Source organism: Bacillus sp. SIMBA_005, from assembly GCF_046535585.1.
In the GTDB taxonomy this organism is placed as follows: Bacteria; Bacillota; Bacilli; order Bacillales; family Bacillaceae; genus Bacillus; species Bacillus pumilus.
In genome coordinates this window covers 1-262 of sequence record NZ_JAWRWI010000600.1, presented here as the reverse complement: position 1 = coordinate 262, position 262 = coordinate 1, and the positions used below count along the sequence as shown (strand labels likewise).

1 pseudogene is annotated in these 262 nt (G+C 38.9%); it reads right to left on the bottom strand.

What is annotated here, in order from left to right:
• Positions 1-262: pseudogene (locus SB660_RS21475) on the bottom strand (Teichoic acid translocation permease TagG); the annotation flags it as partial.

Genomic DNA, 262 nt, shown 5'->3' with positions numbered 1-262 from the left:
TAAAAGGAATGTGAACAGCCAGAAATACAGCGTGTACTTCATGTCTTGGAAAAACCATTTTCCGTCTAAGAAGCTGTTCCTAAATCGTTCTATCAGATAAAAAATCGGATTCAGCTTAAGCACAGGCAGAAGATTCGGGTGATTTTTCCCGAGCTGCTCTGAGATATTCCAAAAAATCGGAAGTAAAAAGAACAATAATCTGGTTACGGCCTGCAGCAGAAATTGATAATCTCTGACAAGCACACTGATTGTAGAGTTAAAC